The organism is Aromatoleum aromaticum EbN1, assembly GCF_000025965.1.
GTDB classification, from domain to species: domain Bacteria; phylum Pseudomonadota; class Gammaproteobacteria; order Burkholderiales; family Rhodocyclaceae; genus Aromatoleum; species Aromatoleum aromaticum.
The window spans coordinates 2,074,082-2,091,026 of the sequence record NC_006513.1 but is presented as its reverse complement, the minus strand read 5'-3'; the positions used below and the strand labels follow the sequence as shown (position 1 = coordinate 2,091,026).

At 67.4% G+C, this 16,945-nt stretch carries 18 protein-coding genes; 5 read left to right on the top strand and 13 right to left on the bottom strand.

The genetic code is table 11. From position 1 onward, the window contains the following. Window positions 1-10: 10 nt before the first annotated feature. Entirely contained in the window at window positions 11-829 is an 819-nt protein-coding gene (gene paaG / locus EBN1_RS09895) for a 2-(1,2-epoxy-1,2-dihydrophenyl)acetyl-CoA isomerase PaaG (protein ID WP_011237814.1), read from the bottom strand. 243 nt (window positions 830-1,072) lie between these two features. Here paaG and paaN point away from each other — a divergent pair, with 243 nt between their 5' ends. The 3 genes from paaN to EBN1_RS09880 all read left to right on the top strand — a co-directional run bounded on the left by paaN (window position 1,073) and on the right by EBN1_RS09880 (window position 3,827). Beyond that, a complete protein-coding gene (paaN, locus tag EBN1_RS09890) occupies window positions 1,073-2,737 on the top strand; it encodes a phenylacetic acid degradation protein PaaN (RefSeq protein WP_011237813.1) in 1,665 nt (554 codons plus the stop codon). A 139-nt stretch (window positions 2,738-2,876) separates the two neighbouring features. After that, entirely contained in the window at window positions 2,877-3,485 is a 609-nt protein-coding gene (paaY, locus tag EBN1_RS09885; RefSeq protein ID WP_011237812.1) for a phenylacetic acid degradation protein PaaY, read from the top strand. Window positions 3,486-3,491: 6 nt separating this feature from the next. Then, on the top strand, window positions 3,492-3,827 hold the full coding sequence (locus EBN1_RS09880; RefSeq protein WP_011237811.1) for a cupin domain-containing protein: 336 nt from the start codon (window positions 3,492-3,494) through the stop codon (window positions 3,825-3,827). A 115-nt stretch (window positions 3,828-3,942) separates the two neighbouring features. Here the strand turns inward: EBN1_RS09880 and EBN1_RS09875 are convergent, their stop codons facing one another. The 3 genes from EBN1_RS09875 to EBN1_RS09865 form a co-directional block, all read right to left on the bottom strand. Further along, window positions 3,943-5,661, bottom strand: coding sequence for a cation acetate symporter (locus EBN1_RS09875; RefSeq protein WP_011237810.1), 1,719 nt, complete (start codon window positions 5,659-5,661; stop codon window positions 3,943-3,945). After that, the gene (locus tag EBN1_RS09870) at window positions 5,658-5,966 is read right to left on the bottom strand and encodes a DUF485 domain-containing protein (RefSeq protein WP_011237809.1); all 309 of its coding nucleotides are present in this window, start codon (window positions 5,964-5,966) and stop codon (window positions 5,658-5,660) included. The genes EBN1_RS09875 and EBN1_RS09870 overlap by 4 nt, the downstream gene beginning before the upstream one ends. 190 nt (window positions 5,967-6,156) lie before the next feature. Beyond that, window positions 6,157-7,767: a sulfatase-like hydrolase/transferase gene (locus EBN1_RS09865; RefSeq protein WP_011237808.1), complete on the bottom strand. Its 1,611-nt coding sequence runs from the start codon at window positions 7,765-7,767 to the stop codon at window positions 6,157-6,159. 229 nt (window positions 7,768-7,996) lie between these two features. Here EBN1_RS09865 and alr point away from each other — a divergent pair, with 229 nt between their 5' ends. Both alr and EBN1_RS09855 read left to right on the top strand, forming a co-directional pair. Continuing rightward, complete coding sequence (alr, locus tag EBN1_RS09860) at window positions 7,997-9,058, top strand: alanine racemase (RefSeq protein WP_011237807.1); 1,062 nt, start codon at window positions 7,997-7,999, stop codon at window positions 9,056-9,058. Window positions 9,059-9,347: 289 nt separating this feature from the next. After that, window positions 9,348-9,692 (top strand): DUF2249 domain-containing protein, encoded by a 345-nt coding sequence (locus EBN1_RS09855; protein WP_041646148.1) that lies wholly within the window; start codon window positions 9,348-9,350, stop codon window positions 9,690-9,692. Between the two features lie 138 nt (window positions 9,693-9,830). Here the strand turns inward: EBN1_RS09855 and ccmI are convergent, their stop codons facing one another. The 9 genes from ccmI to ccmA are packed head-to-tail and all read right to left on the bottom strand — an operon-like array spanning window position 9,831 to window position 16,858. Beyond that, the gene (gene ccmI / locus EBN1_RS09850; RefSeq protein ID WP_011237805.1) at window positions 9,831-11,105 is read right to left on the bottom strand and encodes a c-type cytochrome biogenesis protein CcmI; all 1,275 of its coding nucleotides are present in this window, start codon (window positions 11,103-11,105) and stop codon (window positions 9,831-9,833) included. Next, window positions 11,102-11,629, bottom strand: a complete 528-nt coding sequence (locus EBN1_RS09845; RefSeq protein WP_011237804.1) for a cytochrome c-type biogenesis protein — start codon at window positions 11,627-11,629, stop codon at window positions 11,102-11,104. The genes ccmI and EBN1_RS09845 overlap by 4 nt, the downstream gene beginning before the upstream one ends. Next, entirely contained in the window at window positions 11,619-12,152 is a 534-nt protein-coding gene (locus EBN1_RS09840) for a DsbE family thiol:disulfide interchange protein (protein ID WP_011237803.1), read from the bottom strand. Before EBN1_RS09840 ends, EBN1_RS09845 begins: the two co-directional genes overlap by 11 nt. Window positions 12,153-12,162: 10 nt before the next feature. Then, window positions 12,163-14,136, bottom strand: coding sequence for a heme lyase CcmF/NrfE family subunit (locus tag EBN1_RS09835; protein ID WP_011237802.1), 1,974 nt, complete (start codon window positions 14,134-14,136; stop codon window positions 12,163-12,165). Continuing rightward, a complete protein-coding gene (gene ccmE / locus EBN1_RS09830; protein WP_011237801.1) occupies window positions 14,133-14,579 on the bottom strand; it encodes a cytochrome c maturation protein CcmE in 447 nt (148 codons plus the stop codon). Before ccmE ends, EBN1_RS09835 begins: the two co-directional genes overlap by 4 nt. Then, window positions 14,576-14,785, bottom strand: a complete 210-nt coding sequence (gene ccmD, locus EBN1_RS09825) for a heme exporter protein CcmD (protein ID WP_011237800.1) — start codon at window positions 14,783-14,785, stop codon at window positions 14,576-14,578. The genes ccmE and ccmD overlap by 4 nt, the downstream gene beginning before the upstream one ends. Further along, window positions 14,785-15,549, bottom strand: coding sequence for a heme ABC transporter permease CcmC (gene ccmC / locus EBN1_RS09820; protein ID WP_041647124.1), 765 nt, complete (start codon window positions 15,547-15,549; stop codon window positions 14,785-14,787). Before ccmC ends, ccmD begins: the two co-directional genes overlap by 1 nt. A gap of 8 nt (window positions 15,550-15,557) precedes the next feature. Further along, window positions 15,558-16,235 carry a heme exporter protein CcmB gene (ccmB, locus tag EBN1_RS09815; protein WP_011237798.1) on the bottom strand — a complete coding sequence of 226 codons (678 nt, stop codon included), beginning with the start codon at window positions 16,233-16,235 and terminating at the stop codon, window positions 15,558-15,560. Beyond that, entirely contained in the window at window positions 16,232-16,858 is a 627-nt protein-coding gene (gene ccmA, locus EBN1_RS09810) for a cytochrome c biogenesis heme-transporting ATPase CcmA (RefSeq protein ID WP_041646146.1), read from the bottom strand. Before ccmA ends, ccmB begins: the two co-directional genes overlap by 4 nt. Window positions 16,859-16,945 lie beyond the last annotated feature (87 nt).

Sequence of the window (16,945 nt, the reverse complement as noted above, 5' to 3'; positions counted from 1 at the left end):
GTTTCATGTCCTAGTCCCCTTTGAAGCTCGGCGCGCGCTTTTCGATGAACGCGGCCACCCCTTCGCGGTAGTCGTTCGACTGGCCGCACACCGTCATCATGTTGCGCTCGAGGTCGAGCTGGGTTTCGAAGTCGTTCGTCGAACTCGCCCAGATCGCCTTCTTGGTCTGCGCGTAGCCGAAAGTCGGTCCCTGCGCGAGGCTCGCCGCGACCTGCTGCACGGTCGGCATCAACGCGTCGTCATCGACGCATTTCCAGATCAGGCCCCACTGTTCAGCCTGTTCGGCGCCGAGCTTCTCGCCGAGCAGCGCGAGGCCGAGCGCGCGCGCCGGACCGACGAGGCGCGGCAGGATCCAGCTGCCGCCGGTGTCGGGAACGACGCCGAGCTTGCTGAACGACTGGATGAAGCTCGCCGAACGCGCAGCGAACACGAGATCGCACGCCAGCGCGATGCTCGCCCCGGCGCCGGCCGCGACGCCATTGACCGCGGCGATGACCGGCAGGTCGAGGTTGCGCAGCGCCATCGCCAGCGGCTTGTAGTTCTTCTCGACGGATGCGCCGAGGTCGACCGGCGCTTCACCCGGGGCGACGGCGCGGTCGGAGAGATCCTGCCCGGCGCAGAAGCCGCGCCCGGCGCCGGTGATCACGAGGACGCGGACGATGCCCCTGTCGCGCCCGGCCTTCACCGCGGCCAGCGCTTCGCGTACTTCTTCGTGCATACGGTTCGTGAAGCTGTTGAGCCGGTCAGGCCGGTTCAGCGTCAGCGTCGCGACCCCGCCGACGACTTCCATGCGGATCGTTTCTCCCTGCATGTCAAGCTCGTTGCTCATTCAGGTCTCCTGATTGTTTGCCCGAGTGCGGCGTGGCACTCTGTTGGCGTCCTGGTCGCGTCCTGCCAGTGTCGAATTGGGGTGCTGGCGTTGTTTGACCGACCGGTCAATCAATAGTAATCTTGACCCAGATCAAAAGACAACTGTTTTTTGCTTGACAAGTTTGCCGCGCTGCAACATCGGCGCACCACAGAACGCAGAGCCCTGCGCGACGGCATTCCATCCCGACGAGAGGAGAGTTCCATGACCCATCCGCTGTTCGAAAAACACCGCGCCACACTCGACGCCGCCGTCCAGGCGATCCGCACGCGCGGCTTCTGGACGCCGTATCCCGAAATGCCGAGCCCGAAGGTTTATGGCGAAACGGCCAATGAAGACGGCAAGCGCGCAGTCGAAGCCTGCTTCGGCCAGGATTTCCCTCTCGACCAGGCGGGCGAAACCGGCCGGCTCGCTCCGGAACGCTCGCCTTACGGCACTGAGCTCGGCGTGCGCTATCCGGTGTGCTCGCCGTCGGCGCTCGTCGAGGCGGCGCAGGCTGCGCAGGACGGCTGGCAGCGGCTCGGCGCGGAAGGACGCGTCGGCGTCTGCCTCGAGATCCTCGAGCGGCTGAACAAGCGCAGCTTCGAGATCGCGCACGCAGTGATGCTGACCAGCGGCCAGGGCTGGATGATGGCTTTCCAGGCCGGCGGCCCGCATGCGCAGGATCGCGGCCTCGAAGCGGTCGCCTACGCGTGGGACGAGATGAGCCGCATCCCCGCTGAAACGGTATGGGAAAAACCGCAGGGCAAGAATCCGCCGCTGCGGATGAAAAAGCACTTCGAGATCGTCGGCCGGGGCGTCGCGCTGGTGATCGGCTGCGGCACGTTCCCGACCTGGAACACTTACCCGGGCTTCTTTGCCGCGCTGGCGACCGGTAACCCGGTGATCGTCAAGCCGCACGAGCACGCGATCCTTCCGGCGGCGATCACCGTGCGAATCGCCCGCGAAGTGCTCGCCGAGCAGGGCCTCGACCCGAACCTCGTCAGCCTCGCGGTCGTCACGAAGCGCGAGGACACGCAGGCGCTTGCGACCCACCCGGCAGTCAAGTCGATCGACTTCACCGGCGGCAACCTGTTCGGCGAGTGGCTGATCGACAACGCGCGGCAGGCGCAGGTGTACGCCGAGCTTGCCGGCGTCAATAACGTCGTCGTCGAGTCGACCGATGCGTACAAAGCGATGCTGCGCAACCTCGCGTTCACGCTGTGCCTGTATTCCGGCCAGATGTGCACGACGACGCAGGCGATCCTCGTGCCGGCTGGCGGCATCGACACCGACCAGGGACACAAGAGCTTCGACGAGTTCGCCTCCGACCTCGCCGCCGCGATCGACAAGACGCTCGCGGACCCGGCTGTCGCGACCGCAGTGCTCGGGGCGATCCAGTCCGCGGACACGCTGCGCCGCATCGACGAAGCCGGCGAGTACGGCAAAGTGGTGCTGGCATCGCGCAAGCTCGAGCACCCCGAGTTCCCGAACGCGGAAGTGCGCACGCCGGTGCTGCTGACCTGCGACGCGAGCGACGAGAAAAGCTACATGGTCGAGCGTTTCGGCCCGGTCTCGTTCGTCGTCCGCGTCGCCGATGCCGACGCCGCAGTGGCGCTATCCGAGCGCATCGTGCGCGAGCACGGCGCGCTGACGGTCGGTGTGTATTCGACGAAGCCGCAGGTGCTCGACGCGATGACTGCGGCGACGATGCATGCCGGGGCAGCGCTGTCGATCAACCTGACCGGCGCCGTGTTCGTCAATCAGTCGGCAGCGTTCTCCGACTATCATGGAGTCGGCATGAACCCCGCAGCCAATGCGAGCTACGCCGACAGCGCCTTCGTCGCGAACCGCTTCCGCGTCGTGCAGCGGCGCTATCACGTCGAATGAGGTAACGCCTCTCGCCGTGCAAACGGGGCGCTGCGGCGCCCCGTTTGCATCACCCCCGGCCGTGCGCCGCCGCACACCGCGCTCCGGCGCCCGTCCTCCGGCGCTCTTGTCCCCTTTTCGAATCCGGGAGATTCAAACGATGCCCTGCTACGAAATCGACGGCCTGCGTCCGGTCGTCCATCCGAGCGCCTTCGTCCACCCCGACGCGGTGCTGATCGGCGACGTCATCGTCGGCGCACGCTGCTACGTCGCGCCGCTCGCGAGCCTGCGCGGCGACTTCGGCCGGATCATCCTCGAACAGGGGTCGAACCTGCAGGACAACTGCGTGATGCACGGTTTTCCGAACCTCGACACAATCGTCGAGGAGGACGGCCACATCGGCCACGCCGCGGTGCTGCACGGCTGCCGCATCGGCCGCAATGCGCTCGTCGGCATGAACGCGGTCGTCATGGACAACGCAGTCGTCGGCGACTCCGCAGTCGTCGCCGCCTGCGCCTTCGTCAAGGCCGACATGCTCGTCCCGCCGCGCATGCTCGCTGCGGGCATCCCGGCCAAAGTGGTCCGCGAACTCACTGCGCAGGAAATGGACTGGAAAGTCGACGGCACGCGCTGCTATCACGAACTCACCGTGCGCAGCCTCGCGACGCTGAAATTATGCGTGCCGCTGGCCGAGCCTGAAGCGAACCGCCCGAAATTCGACCTGCCGCCGGGCATCGTGCCGCTCGTCGACCTGAAGCGGGGCAAGTGACGGATCATGCCCGACCACGGCAACCTGTTCGACCTGCCGCCGCCCGCAGGCGGCACGGAGATTTTCGACCCGCTGTTCGCCAATGCGCAGGTACGCATCGAGCGCATCGCGTCGAATGCAGCGGCGAGCGCGGAAAGCTTCTGGTACGACCAGCCCGGCGACGAGTGGGTGATGCTTGTGCGGGGGGAAGCGGTGCTCGAGTTCGCCGATGGCCGGCAGTGCGTGATGCGCGCCGGCGACTGGGTGACGATTCGAGCACATTGCCGTCACCGCGTTGCCTCGACCGGGCCTGACGCGCTGTGGCTCGCCGTGCATGCGGCGGGCGAACGCGGGAACGCCTGAAAAGGCGCTGCGGCAGGCGGAATGCAAAAGCAAAACGGCGACGCCTGGAAGGTCGTCGCCGTTTTGCCGTTCACCGCCGCCCGTCATGGTGACAGGCGGCGGCGTGGGACCAGGCTCAGTGGCCCGAGGCGCCGGCAGCGCCGATACCCGTCTCGGAGCGCACTTTCTGCGCGAGGTAACCTGCGCGGTCTTCCTTCGCACGCGCACTGTTGTCGAGTATCGAGAACAGCCAGATGCCGATGAAGCCTGCGGCCATCGAGAACAGCGCCGGCGACGTGTAGGGGAACAGCGCCGAGCCCTTCGGATTGCCGAGCGTCGCTTCCCACACCGACGGCGACACGACCGTCAGGCCGACCGCGGTGATCAGGCCAAGGAAGCCGCCGATCGTCGCGCCGCGCGTCGTGCAGTCCTTCCACAGCACCGACATGAACAGCACCGGGAAGTTGGCCGACGCGGCGATCGCGAACGCCAGCGACACCATGAACGCGATGTTCTGCTTCTCGAACGCGATGCCGAGCACGACGGCGATGATGCCGAGCACGACGGTCGTCATCCGCGACACGCGCAGCTCGGAGGCCGAGTCCGCGTTGCCTTTCTTGAACACCGTCGCGTACAGGTCGTGCGACACCGCCGAGGCGCCCGACAGCGTCAGGCCGGCGACCACTGCGAGGATCGTCGCGAACGCGACCGCCGAGATGAAGCCGAGGAAGACGTTGCCGCCGACCGCATTGGCGAGGTGGATAGCCGCCATGTTGCCGCCGCCGATCAGCACGCCGTTCGCGTCGAGGAAGCTGGGGTTCGTCGACACCAGCACGATCGCGCCGAAGCCGATGATGAACGTCAGCACGTAGAAGTAGCCGATCCAGGTCGTCGCCCAGAACACCGACTTGCGCGCCTCCTTGGCGTCCGGCACGGTGAAGAAGCGCATCAGGATGTGCGGCAGGCCGGCGGTGCCGAACATCAGCGCCATGCCGAACGAGATCGCCGAGATCGGGTCCTTGATGAACGAGCCCGGCCCCATGATCGCCTGTCCGATGATCCCGGCCTCCTCCGGCGACCTGCCGCCGGCTTCCGCGATCTGCGCCTTGACCTGCACCGACGCGGCGAACAGCGCCTCCGGCGAGAAGCCGTACGCCCACAGCACCATGAACGCCATGAACGACGCACCGGCGAGCAGCAGGCAGGCCTTGATGATCTGCACCCACGTCGTCGCGGTCATGCCGCCGAACAGCACGTAGACCATCATCAGCGCACCGACGATGACGACGGCCATCCAGTACTCGAGGCCGAACAACAGCTTGATCAGCTGGCCGGCGCCGACCATCTGCGCGATCAGGTAGAACGCGACGACGACGAGCGTGCCCGACGCGGCGAACGCGCGGATCGGCGTCTGCTTGAAGCGGTACGCGGCGACGTCGGCGAACGTGAACTTGCCGAGGTTGCGCAGGCGTTCAGCCATCAGGAAAGTGATCACCGGCCAGCCGACGAGGAAGCCGATCGAGTAGATCAGTCCGTCATAACCGTTCGCCATGACCGCCGCGGAGATCCCCAGGAACGACGCCGCCGACATGTAGTCGCCGGCGATCGCCAGCCCGTTCTGGAAGCCGGTGATGCCGCCGCCCGCAGTGTAGAAGTCTGCCGCCGACTTGGTCTTCGCCGCCGCCCACTTGGTGATGAACAGCGTGAAGACGACGAAACCGCCGAACATCGCGATCGCGGTCCAGTTGGTGGGCTGCTTCTCTGCCTGGCCGAGATCGCCACCTGCGGCGAGTGCGACGGCAGACAGCAGCGCGAGGACGAGCCCCGCACCGATATGCGTGAAACGGCCGCTCATTTGGCGCTCTCCTCGATGATTTCCTGGGTCAGCCTGTCGAACTCGGAGTTCGCGCGGCGCACGTAGATGCCGGTGATGATGATCGTGAACACGATCACGCCGAACCCCACGGGAATGCCGACCGTCATGACGCCGTCGCCGAGCCGCTGCGCGAACAGCTCCTTGTCGAACGCGATGACCGCGATGTAGCCGTAGTAGACGACCATCATGATCGCCGTCAGCAGCCAGCCGTATGACGTGCGCGTTTTCACCAGGCGCTGGTACTTCGGATTGGCAATGACTCTTGCCACCATGTCGTTTTGCATGTCTCCCTCCACTCGTACGGTAGTCAGGCCGGATTTTCATCCGGACAGACGAAAAGTAGTCCCGGAGACTTACGCCCGGCTTACGCATCTCAAAAACTTGCTTTTATATGCGTATCAACCGGTTTTCGATTCGAGACGGGAGGCGAGCGTGGCGCGACACGCGCTGCCCGGCATTGCCCCTGCCCGGCAATCAGTTGACGCGCACAAGCTGGCGCGGGTCGGCCAGCGGCGATGCCGGCGAATGGTCGGGTGCGACAAGCCGCACCGGATCGCCGTCGGGCACCCGAGGGAGTTCCCACAGTTCGCGGTAGGCCGCGCTGTAGTTCATCAGCTGCTCTTCCATGCGCACGAGGCGGTCAGCCGGGCGGGGCACGGTGACCGGACCGAGCGCCGAGTAGCCAAGCCCGGCGCGCTGCCCTTCGACGCGCAGCCCGACGAAGTCGAGCATCGTCGGCAGCATGTCGAAATGCGTGACCTGGTCGGTATTCTTCACGAGCTTCCGGTCGCCGCCGATCAGCAGGTTGAAGATCGTGCGGTGCGGGTTGCGGACCAGCTTGTCGTACGACGTGTTGCCCATAGCGAGGTGGTCACCCTGCACGACGATCGCGACACGATCCATCCAACCTTTCGCGGCGATATGCTCGATGAAGTCGGCGACCTGGCCGGCCGTGCATTCGACGATGCCGTCGAAATCGCTCCGCCCTTCGCGCGCGCAGCGCGACGACAGATGCCCGTAGGGGTGATGGGTGTCGATCGTCAGCACCGTCAGGTTGAACGGGCGTTTCGCTTTCATCAGCATGCCCAGTTCCTCGCGCGCGCGGCGAAACAGGTCGTCGTCGTGCAGCCCCCAGCCGCTCATCGTCTCGGGTTTTTCGCCGAGGCCGACCCACTCTTCGCGGCCCAGCACTTTCGCGTAATGGTGATCGCGGAAGAAGTTGCCGACCCCGCCGAACACGAGGCTCGAGCCGTTCAGGAACACATTCGTGTAACCCACTCCGGCGAGGATGTCGCCGAGGCAGTGCGCCCGCGGCAGAAAGCGGTCGATCTGCTCGCCCTGCGTGTTGCCGCCGAACAGCGCCACCGACTTCAGCGGCAACCCGCACTGCGTCGCGACGATTCCCGCGATCGTGAAATGGGCGCCGGGCATCTGGCGATAGTCGTCGAACGTGATCGCCCGCGACTTGTAGGCATTGAGGCGCTCGAGCAGGTCGCGCCCGAACAGCGCCGGATCCGAGTAGGTGTTCTCGAGGCTTTCGACGTAGATCAGAACCAGGCTTTTCGGCTTCTCCTTGCGCAGCGTGACGTGGCGCGGGTCGACATAGGATCCGGAAAAATAATCCTCGCCGAAATAAGTGCGAACGTAGCTCGCGAGCGAGAAGCTGTCGATGAAGAACGCCGTCCCCGCGCCGAACACGACCAGCGGCAGGGCATGCGGCAGCGCGCGCCGGAAGGTCCTCTTCAACAGCTCGCCGGCGCGCGCGCCGCCTCTGCGCGCCGTGCGAATCACCGGGCCGATCACTCGCATCGGCACGGCTTCGGGATGGGCGCGGAGGTAACGGACGTACGTGTCGAGGGTCCACAGCACGAGCGCGAGGGCGACCGGCAGCGCAACCCCGCGCCACAGGAAGCGCACGAGCAGTTCCGGGTCGCTCGAGAGCAGGCCTTCGGTGCCGAGATTCAGATGATAGAGAACCTGGTCGATGCTGACCGACCCGAACTCGTCGGTCAGCCAGCCGGGGACAGCGTAGAGGAGGCAGCCTGCAAGGTAGGCGAGGGGCTTCAAGAGTGGGTGCAGACGCATGACCAGGCCCTCCGGAGGCCGGCTTCCGGGCGCAGGCAGGGTCCGGAAGGTGCGCAATATTACCGTAATGTTGCAGCGACCACGGAACCGACGGCCGAAGTGCCGGCCGGGAGGCCGCCATCGGCATGACGAGAGGCTCGCGCCTGTCACTCCGCAGCGCAGCGCCGAACGCGGCACTGCTGTGGCAAAGTAGCGCCTTGTCGCCTACCAGGCTCCGCGCCTTCACTGCATGAGACCCGCCCGCGCGCTGATCGATCTCGACGCCCTGCGTCATAACTACCATCTCGCCCGCAGCCGGCACGGGGGCCGCGCGCTGGCCGTCGTCAAGGCGAATGCGTACGGCCATGGCGCAGCGCAGTGCGCACGGGCGCTCGCCGCTGACGCCGACGGTTTCGCAGTCGGGTTCCTCGAAGAGGCGCTCGAACTGCGCGCCGCCGGCATCGATCAGCCGATCCTGCTGCTCGAAGGCGTGTTCGCTCCCGCCGAGCTCGATGAAGTGGTCCGCCACGACCTCTGGATCGTCGTCCATCATGCCGAGCAGCTGCGCATCATCGACCACGCACGGCCGGCGCTGCCGCTCGAAGTCTGGCTCAAGATGAACAGCGGCATGAACCGCGCCGGCTTCCTGTCGCACGAGCTGCGCCCGGCCTGGCAGCGCCTCAAGGACAGCGGCAAGGTCGGCGGCATCACGCTGATGACGCACTTCGCGCGCGCCGACGAGCCGCAAGTCCTCGCGACGACCGAGCAGCTGACAGCATTCGACACCGCGACGCGCGAGCTGCCCGGTCCGCGCAGCCTCGCGAACTCCGGCGCGATCCTCGGCTGGCCTGCGGCGCACCGCGACTGGGCACGCCCCGGCATCCTGTTGTACGGCGCCGATCCGATGCCCGACGAGCCGAACGGCCTGCGCCCCGTGATGACGCTCGAGAGCGCGGTGATCGCGGTACGCGAGATACCGGCGGGCGCGCCGCTCGGCTACGGCGCGCGCTTCCACGCGGAGCGCGCGACCCGCGCCGGCCTCGTCGCACTCGGCTACGCCGACGGCTATCCGCGCAGCGTGCCCAACGGCACTCCGGTCGCCGTGGATGGCCTGCGCACGCGCCTGATCGGGCGCGTATCGATGGACCTGCTGACGATCGACCTCACCGATCTCCCCGACGCCGGCCTCGGCAGCCGCGTCGAGCTGTGGGGCGCGAACATCCCGGTGAACCGCATCGCCCAGGCCGCGAAGACGATTTCCTACGAGCTGCTGTGCAACGTCAAGCGGGTACGTTTCGAATATTCCGGCTGAACGGACGGCCGGGAGCTGCATGGCGACTGGCACGAGACGAACGCTCGCCGCGCTGACCGCGGCGAGCAGCGCGCTGTCCGCATGCGCCCGCCACCTCAGGCGCCGAATCCGCGGCCGGCATTCATGGACCGGGCAGAAACCAACCGAAAACGATGTTGCCCAACGGTTTCGCCACGCACCGACGACAGACGATTCTTGTTCTTGCTCAAGGCGGCAGCGCTTGCGCCTCCCTAGCATTTCCAACCAGCGGACACTTGCCGCACCCACCCCCACCCCGGAGGATGCTTTCATGAATGAACTGCCGATCATCGACCGTTCCGTATTCCCGTTCGACGCCCGCGGCGTCGCCAAGCGTTTTCGCCACGCCGCCATCTTCGGCGCCCTCGAGTCCCTCGAAGAAGGGGAAACGATGCGTTTCGTGAACGACCACGACCCGCTGCCGCTGCTCGGTCAGATCCAGCAGCGTTATGGCTCGCAGATCAAGATCAATTACGTCGCCCGCGAACCGGGCAATATCGTCATCGATTTCACCGTCCAGCTGAACGCGCAGGAACCGGCACCGGTCGAACCGGCTCCGCGCAGCGCCGGCGGATGTGGTGGCGGTGGCGGCGGCTGCGGCTGCGCCGGGACCTGAATTCGTCCCTGAATTCGTCCCATTGCAGCGGACGCGCGGGGTGCCATGCGCTCCGTTGCGGCCGCCTCGCGGGCACTCGCCCGCCGTGACGTCCTCCCGGAAATAGCGCCGTTCGCCCGCCTCTCGCGGACGACGGCGCTAGTTGCGGAGCCGGTCGATCACGATCTCGACGTTCGCCGCATCCGGCGCGACGTTGACCGGCTCCCCTTCGAGATCGCCTGCCTGGGCGGTCGCCTCCCCCTGCTTCGACAATCTCGCCCCGATGCTCAATTGTGCCGGGAGGGGTGCCTTCGACATGCGCGGTGCATTTTCGAAGCTGAATGACGCGGGCAGGTCGCCCGCGCGCAGGCGCAGGGCCGCCACCGGCATCCCGCCTTCCAGCAGACGGGCGAAGACGAACACGGTGTCGTCCGCTTCGACCTGCGCGGCAAGCTCGGCGGAGATGCTGATCCGGCCGCTGACCTTGAGCGCCTCTTCAGCCCCCTGCACCGCCCCCTCCGCGGCCCCCTTCCCGGCACTGCCGCCGGTCGGCGCCGCACCCGGGCCTGCCGCTTCCAGCAACGGCATGCCACCCTTCGCGCGTGCCTCGTTGATGCTTGCGACGACCGCCGCGTAAACGCCTTCGCCGGGGTCCATGTTCGCGAGGATGCGTTCCCAGTGAGCGGATGCGGCGGCGAAGTCCTCGCGCTGGAACGCCGCCGTGCCGGCGAGCGCCAGCGCCTTGAGGTGAGCCGGGTCGAGTTCGAGCGCCCGGCGGATGAGGCGATCCGGGTCGCCGTCGAACCTGCCACCCGCCGCGCCGGCGAGCAGGTCGGCCCAGTCGGCGAGGATGTCCGCCTGGTCCGGGATCTTCGCGCCGAGCTTGCGCCAGGTCGCCGCGGCCCCGTCGAGATCGTTCGTCATCGAGTAGGAGCGGCCGAGCATCATCCACCCCTCGGCATCGTCCGGCTCGCGTTCGAGGCGCTGCGCGAGCTGGGCGACCAGCGCCGACATCTGCTCGGGCGTGATCTGGTGTTCCTGCTGCGCGGCGATCTGCGCCGGATCGAGTCCGCGAGGTTCGCCGAGAGCGAGGTAGAACAGCACCGCGAGCGCCGGCAGCGCGACGACGATCGCAACCGCCCATGGGCGTGCCGGCCGCAGATCGGCGCCGCTTTCGGCCGCGCGCCCCTCTTCGAGCGCCCGCTGTTCGAGCTCTTCGCGCGAGCGCTGATAATCGGCCTCGGCAATGTGGCCGGCCGCACGCTCGGCCTCCAGCTCAACCAGTTGCTCGCGCAGCACGACGAGCACGGTTTCGGCCTGGCGCTGCCGATGCGCCTGTTCGCGCGCGCGGCTCCCGCCACCGAGCAGCGGCGGAACGACAAGCAGCAACGCACCGGCCACTAGCACGGTGGCCAGAATCAGGAAGGGAATCACGAACGAGGCTCCTCGGAGGAAGGGGACGTGCCGTCGAGCAGGGCGCGGGCGCGGGCACGCTCGTCACGCGTCAGGTGCGGCGCGCTGCGGACTTCCTCGGCGCGGCGGCGCAGGCGCCATCCGAGCCAGCCCGCACCGGCGACGAGCAGCAGCGCCGGCCCCAGCCACAGCAGCAGCGTAATGCCCTTGAACGGCGGAAGGTACAGCACGAAATCGCCGTAGCGGGCAACGAGATAATCGACCACCGCCTCTTCGCTCTTGCCGGCCGCCAGCTGCTCGCGCACCTGGTTGCGCAGGTCGAGCGCCAGCGGCGCGTTCGATTCGGCGATCGACTGGTTCTGGCACACCAGGCAGCGCAGCTTGTGCGACAGATCCATGACGCGCTCTTCGAGCTGCGGGTCGGTCACGAGCGGCGCGGCTTCGTCGGCGGCGAATGCCGGCGGCGCGGCGACGGCGAGGATCAGCGTGAACAGCAGGGCCGACACGGCCGAAGGCAGCAGATGCCGGAAGGACCTAGCTCGCACGCGACAGCTCCGCGATCTTCGGCAGCAGCACGTCGCGCACCGCCTCCCGGGTCACCGGTCCGATGTGCTTGTAGCGGATCACGCCCTGCCGGTCGATGAGGAAAGTCTCGGGCACGCCATACACGCCGTAATCGATGCCGACGCGGCCATCCGCGTCGACGACCGACGCGGTGTAGGGGTCGCCGTGCGCTTCGAGCCAGGCGATCGCTTCGGGGCGCGTGTCCTTGTAATTGAGGCCGACGAGCGGCACGACCTTGTCGCGCGCGAGTTCCATCAGCACCGGATGCTCCTCGCGGCACGATACGCACCACGACGCCCAGACGTTCAGCAGCCACACTTCGCCACGCATGTCGGCGGCGCCGAGTGCGGCGTCGGGGGCAGCCAGTGTCGCGAGGCGGAACTGCGGCGCCGGTTTGTCGACGAGCGGCGACGGCACTTCGCGCGGATTGAGCTGCAGCCCGTAGCCGAGAAAGCCCGCCAGCACGAGGAATAATGCGAGGGGGACGAGAAATTTCGCTTTCATTGTCGATTACTCATGTCGTCCGGCGCGCCGCGCCGGCAGGGACTTCACGCTCGGCGAGGCGGCGGTAGCGACGATCCGAGGCCGCGAAAACGCCCCCGATTGCCATCAGCACGCAGCCGAGCCATACCCAGCTGATGAAGGGTTTGTAGAACAGGCCGACAACCCAGCTGCCGTCGTCGAGGCGGTCGCCGAGGTTGACGTAGACATCGCGAAACGGGCCGATGTCGATCGACGCCTCGGTCATCGGCATCTGCTGCGCGACGTAGAAGCGCTTTTCCGGGTGCAGCGTCGCGACCGGAATGCCGCTGCGCGTCACGTCGATCGTCGCCCGCGCGGCGTCGTAGTTCGGCCCCGGTGCGTCGGCGACACCGCGGAACGTGAACGTGTAGCCGGCGAGTTGTGCGGTCTGGCCGGGCTGCATCTTGACGTCGAGGCGCTCGTTGAGACTGCCCGCCATCGTCGCGCCGATGATGAAGATGCCGATGCCGGCGTGCGCGAGCCACATTCCCCACCACGCCAACGGGATGCCCCGCAGCACTGCCGCAGTACTCGCGCCGCGACGCTCCGCGAAGCGGCTCGCCAGCAGCCGGGCGCTGCCGAGCAGCACCCACGACGCCAGCACCAGGCCGAGCACCGTGCGCACCGTGACGTGCCCGACCGCGAACGCGACACCGAGACCGATCGCGATGCTCGCCACCATCACCGGCAGCAGCGGCCGCAGCACGCGCCCGAGGCCGTCCCCTTTCCAGCGGACGAACGGCCCGAGCACCATCAGCACCACGACCGGCGTCATCAGCGGCACGAACACCGCTTCGAAGTACGGCGGCCCGACCGAGATCTTGCCGAGGTTCAGCGCGTCGAGGAACAGCGGGTAGAGCGTTCCGAGCAGCACCGAACCCGTCGCCACTGCGAGCAGGACGTTGTTGCCGAGCAGCGTCGCGTCGCGCGACACGAGGCCGAAGCTGCCGCCGCCGGCGAGCTTCGGCGCGCGCCATGCGAACAGCGTCAGCGAAACGCCGATCACGACGACCAGCAGCGCGAGGATGAACAGACCGCGGCGCGGGTCGGTCGCAAACGCATGCACCGACGTGATGACGCCCGAGCGGACCAGGAAAGTGCCGAGCAGCGACAGCGAGAACGCACTGATCGCGAGCAGGATCGTCCAGCTGCGGAACGCGCCGCGTTTTTCCGTGACCGCGAGCGAATGGATCAGCGCGGTGCCGAGCAGCCACGGCATGAAGGACGCGTTTTCGACCGGATCCCAGAACCACCAGCCGCCCCAACCGAGCTCATAGTAGGCCCAGCCCGACCCGACCGCGATGCCGGCAGTGAGGAACACCCACGCGACCGTCGTCCATGGTCGCGACCAGCGCGCCCATGCGGCATCCATGCGGCCGCTGAGCAGCGCCGCGATCGCGAACGCGAACGCGACCGAAAAGCCCACGTAGCCCATGTACAGCAGCGGCGGGTGGATGATCATGCCGGCGTCCTGGAGCAGCGGGTTGAGGTCGCGTCCCTGCGCGACCGCCGGCAGCAGGCGGTCGAAAGGGTTGGACGTGACCAGCGTGAACGACAGGAATCCCGCGCTGATCCAGCCGAGCACGCCGAGGACGCGCGCCATGAAGGCGTCCGGCAAATTGCGGCTGAACACCGTCACTGCGACCGTCCACAGCGACAGCGACAGCGCCCACAGCAGCAGCGACCCTTCGTGGTTGCCCCACACGCCGGTGATCTTGTAGATCAGCGGCGTGTCGGTATGCGAGTTGACTGCCGCGAGCTGCAACGAGAAATCGCTCGTGACGAACGCCCAGGTCAGGCAGCCGAAGGCGAACGCGATGGCAAGGAACTGCCCCTGCGCCGCCGGCCGTCCGACTGCCATCAGCGCGATGCGGTTGCGGTTGGCGCCGATCATCGGGACGACCGCCTGGACGAGCGCGAGCACCAGCGCCAGGATCAGCGAGAAATGGCCGAGTTCGGGAATCATTGTTGCACCGTCTGTGCGGCTTTCTGGGCCTGGTCGACGGCGTGCTGCGCCTCCGGCGGCATGTAGTTTTCGTCGTGCTTGGCGAGCACTTCGGACGCCTGGAACTGGCCGTCGGGGCCGAGCGTGCCCTGCACCACCGCGCCCTTCCCTTCGCTGAAAAGGTCGGGCAGGGAGCCTTTGTAGGAAACCGGAATCACTTTCGCCGTGTCGGTGATCGCGAACTGCACGGTCACGCCATCGGCAGCGCGGCGGATCGAGCCGGTTTCGACCATGCCGCCGATGCGAAACGCCCGGCCGACGGGCGCCTTGCCTTCCGCGACTTCGGTGGGCGTGTGGAAGAACACGAGGTTCTGCTGGAACGCGTTCAGCACCAGCGCCACCGCACCGACCAGCAACGCGACAGCGCCGGCGACGAGCAGCAGACGTTTGCTACGGGGTTTCATTCAACGATCTCCTCAAAAGCCCGCCGCCCGCCGCCGCTCGCCCTCGCGCGACGCAGCCTGAGCAGACGCCGCAGGGCGTCCTTACGACGGCGCATGACCATGATCAGTTCCCCTGCCACCAGCAGCGCCGTGATGCCGTAGCTGCCCCACACGAACGGCGCCGCACCGCCCATCTGCCAGAACGCGCTCCATGACTCCCACTGCATCAGATCCTGCCCTCCAGCGCGTCGAGTTCGGCCGCGACCCATTCGGCGTGGCGTTCACGCTCGAGAATCAGCGGGCGCACCCGCCACAAGGTCACGGCGATCGTGTAGGCCCATGACGCCAGCGCCATCACGAGCATGCCCGCGAGCATCGTCGCGGCCATCGAAGGTGCTTTCGTCAGGCTCACCGACGCCCCCTGGTGCAGCGTGTTCCACCACTTCACGGAGAAATAGATGATCGGCACATTGACGGCGCCGACCAGCGCGATGATCGCGCCCGCCTTGTCGGCACGGCGTGGATCCTCGATCGCTTCGGTCAGCGCCATGAAGCCGAAGTACAGGAACAGCAGCAGCAGTTGCGACGTCAGGCGCGCATCCCACACCCAGTACGCCCCCCACGTCGGCTTGCCCCACAGCGCGCCGGTCACCAGCGCGACGACACAGAACATCGCCCCGGTCGGCGCCAGCGCGCGGGCCATCATGAACGACAGGCGGGTGTTCATGACCAGTCCGACCGCCGACCAGAACGCCATGATCAGATACACGAACATCGACATCCACGCCGCCGGTACATGGATGAAGATCACGCGATACACCTCGCCCTGCTGCGCATCGGTCGGCGCAACGAAGAACGCGAGCCACAGCCCGATGATCGTGAGCACCGCGGCGGCGCCGGCGAACCACGGCGCCAGCGCGCCCGCGAGCGGGTAGAACAGCTGGGGGGCCGCGAAGCGAAACAGGCTCTTGCCGCGTTCAGGTCTTTTCATCTCTTTCATCATTCGACTGCGATTCTGAGCGCCGCCGCGCATGCGACCGGCGCCAGCGCCAGCGCCCCGAGCAGCCCGCCACCGAGGAGCAGGATATGGGCGTCAGCGCCGGTGCCGGAAAGGTGGGAATCCACCGCGCCGGCGCCGAAAATGAGCACCGGAACGAACAGCGGCAGAACCAGCAGCGCGAGCAGCATGCCGCCGCCGCGCAGCCCGAGCGTCAGTGCCGCGCCGACCGCGCCGAGCAGGGCCAGGATCGGGGTGCCGAGCGCCAACGATAGGACGAGGACTCCGAGCGCTCCTTGCTCCACGTCAAACAGCAGGGCCAGCGCAGGGGCGACGAGCACGAGCGGCAGGCCGGTGGCGATCCAGTGCGCGACGATCTTGGCGACGACCCACAGCACGGTCGGCTCCGGCGACAGCAGCAGCTGCTCGAGCGTGCCGTCGGCGTGATCCTGTGCGAACAGGCGGTGCAGCGACAGCAGCGTCGCGAGCAGCGCCGCGACCCACAGCACGCCGGGCGCGATCGAACGCAACTGGTTGGTTTCGGCGCCGACGCCGAACGGAAACAGGCACACCACGACGACGAAGAACGCGAGCGTGACCAGCACGTCGGCCCGGCCTCGCCATGCGAGCAGCAGATCGCGGCGCAGCACTGCGGCAAACGGACCGAGCGTACGGCTCAAGCGGCCACCTCGGAGAGATCGAGCACCGTCGGCGGCACGGCAAAAGGGGCGTCCTGGTGTGTCGTCAGGATCACGACGCCGCCCGCGGCGCAGTGGTCCGACAGCGTCGTCGCGAGATCGGCGACCGCTGCGGCGTCGAGCGCGGTGAACGGTTCGTCGAGCACCCACAGGCTGCGGCGGATGCCGAGAAAAAGCCGCGCCAGCCCGACACGCCGGCGCTGGCCCTGCGACAGCACGCGCGCCGGCAGATCGAGCTGGTCGGCGAGGCCGATGCGCACGAGCGCGTCGACACAAGCATCCTCATCGACGTCGTCGCCCGCCGCGGCACATGCGAAGCGCAGGTTTTCGAGCGGCGTGAGCAGATCGTTCAGCGCCGGCGCGTGGCCGAGATAGAGCAGCGTGCGGTGGAAGGATTCGCGGTCGCCGGCGATCGGCCGGCCATTCCAGCGGATCTCGCCCGCTTCGGGATGCGCGAGCCCGCACAGGATGCGCAGCAGGCTGGTTTTGCCGAAGCCGTTCGGACCGGCGATCCGCAGCATGGCGCCGGGCGCCACGTGCAGGGAGAGGCCACGGAACAACAGGCGGTCACCCTTCAGACAGGCGAGATCGGCGGCATAAAGCATGGGCGTGGATTTAACCACAGAGCGGAGCGCTCCGGGAGGCTGCTTGAAGGTCGAACAGCGCGGTTTCGCCCCGGGAAGCGAAACCGC

Excerpts from the sequence above, each read along its gene's own strand:
- paaG (WP_011237814.1), bottom strand. The coding sequence starts at position 829 with ATGAGCAACGAGCTTGACATGCAGGGAGAAACGATCCGCATGGAAGTC.
- paaN (WP_011237813.1), top strand. The coding sequence starts at position 1,073 with ATGACCCATCCGCTGTTCGAAAAACACCGCGCCACACTCGACGCCGCC.
- paaY (WP_011237812.1), top strand. The coding sequence starts at position 2,877 with ATGCCCTGCTACGAAATCGACGGCCTGCGTCCGGTCGTCCATCCGAGC.
- EBN1_RS09880 (WP_011237811.1), top strand. The coding sequence starts at position 3,492 with ATGCCCGACCACGGCAACCTGTTCGACCTGCCGCCGCCCGCAGGCGGC.
- EBN1_RS09875 (WP_011237810.1), bottom strand. The coding sequence starts at position 5,661 with ATGAGCGGCCGTTTCACGCATATCGGTGCGGGGCTCGTCCTCGCGCTG.
- EBN1_RS09870 (WP_011237809.1), bottom strand. The coding sequence starts at position 5,966 with ATGCAAAACGACATGGTGGCAAGAGTCATTGCCAATCCGAAGTACCAG.
- EBN1_RS09865 (WP_011237808.1), bottom strand. The coding sequence starts at position 7,767 with ATGCGTCTGCACCCACTCTTGAAGCCCCTCGCCTACCTTGCAGGCTGC.
- alr (WP_011237807.1), top strand. The coding sequence starts at position 7,997 with ATGAGACCCGCCCGCGCGCTGATCGATCTCGACGCCCTGCGTCATAAC.
- EBN1_RS09855 (WP_041646148.1), top strand. The coding sequence starts at position 9,348 with ATGAATGAACTGCCGATCATCGACCGTTCCGTATTCCCGTTCGACGCC.
- EBN1_RS09840 (WP_011237803.1), bottom strand. The coding sequence starts at position 12,152 with ATGAAAGCGAAATTTCTCGTCCCCCTCGCATTATTCCTCGTGCTGGCG.
- EBN1_RS09835 (WP_011237802.1), bottom strand. The coding sequence starts at position 14,136 with ATGATTCCCGAACTCGGCCATTTCTCGCTGATCCTGGCGCTGGTGCTC.
- ccmE (WP_011237801.1), bottom strand. The coding sequence starts at position 14,579 with ATGAAACCCCGTAGCAAACGTCTGCTGCTCGTCGCCGGCGCTGTCGCG.
- ccmD (WP_011237800.1), bottom strand. The coding sequence starts at position 14,785 with ATGCAGTGGGAGTCATGGAGCGCGTTCTGGCAGATGGGCGGTGCGGCG.
- ccmC (WP_041647124.1), bottom strand. The coding sequence starts at position 15,549 with ATGAAAAGACCTGAACGCGGCAAGAGCCTGTTTCGCTTCGCGGCCCCC.
- ccmA (WP_041646146.1), bottom strand. The coding sequence starts at position 16,858 with ATGCTTTATGCCGCCGATCTCGCCTGTCTGAAGGGTGACCGCCTGTTG.